Below are 346 nucleotides of genomic sequence, written 5' to 3'. Positions count from 1 at the left end.
GATCATCGTCGGCAAGCAGGCGATCGACGACGATTCGAACCAGACCGGCCAGATGCTGTCGGCCCTGCTCGGCTGGGCGCAAGGGACCTTTGCCTCCAAGGTCGAGATCGGCGATGGCAAGGCGCCAGAGTGCACAGCAAGGGTGACCCGCGAAGTCGACGGCGGTCTGCAGACGATCGACATCAAGCTTCCTGCCGTCGTCACCACCGACCTGCGCCTGAACGAGCCGCGCTACGCCTCGCTGCCGAACATCATGAAGGCAAAGAAGAAGCCGCTCGACAAGAAGTCGCCGGCCGACTTCGGCGTCGACACCGCTGCCCGCCTCAAGGTGCTGAAGACCGAGGAA

General features: G+C 63.9%; 1 protein-coding gene. It reads left to right on the top strand.

The features are described from left to right. A partial coding sequence (locus tag ASE71_RS36725) for an electron transfer flavoprotein subunit beta/FixA family protein (RefSeq protein WP_413814626.1) occupies nucleotides 1–346 on the top strand: 346 nt, incomplete at both ends.

Origin of the sequence: Ensifer sp. Root954, from assembly GCF_001429005.1 — a bacterium.
Lineage (GTDB): Bacteria > Pseudomonadota > Alphaproteobacteria > Rhizobiales > Rhizobiaceae > Ensifer > Ensifer adhaerens.
The sequence above is the reverse complement of the archived record's forward strand: the minus strand, read 5'-3'. Positions and strand labels throughout refer to the sequence as shown.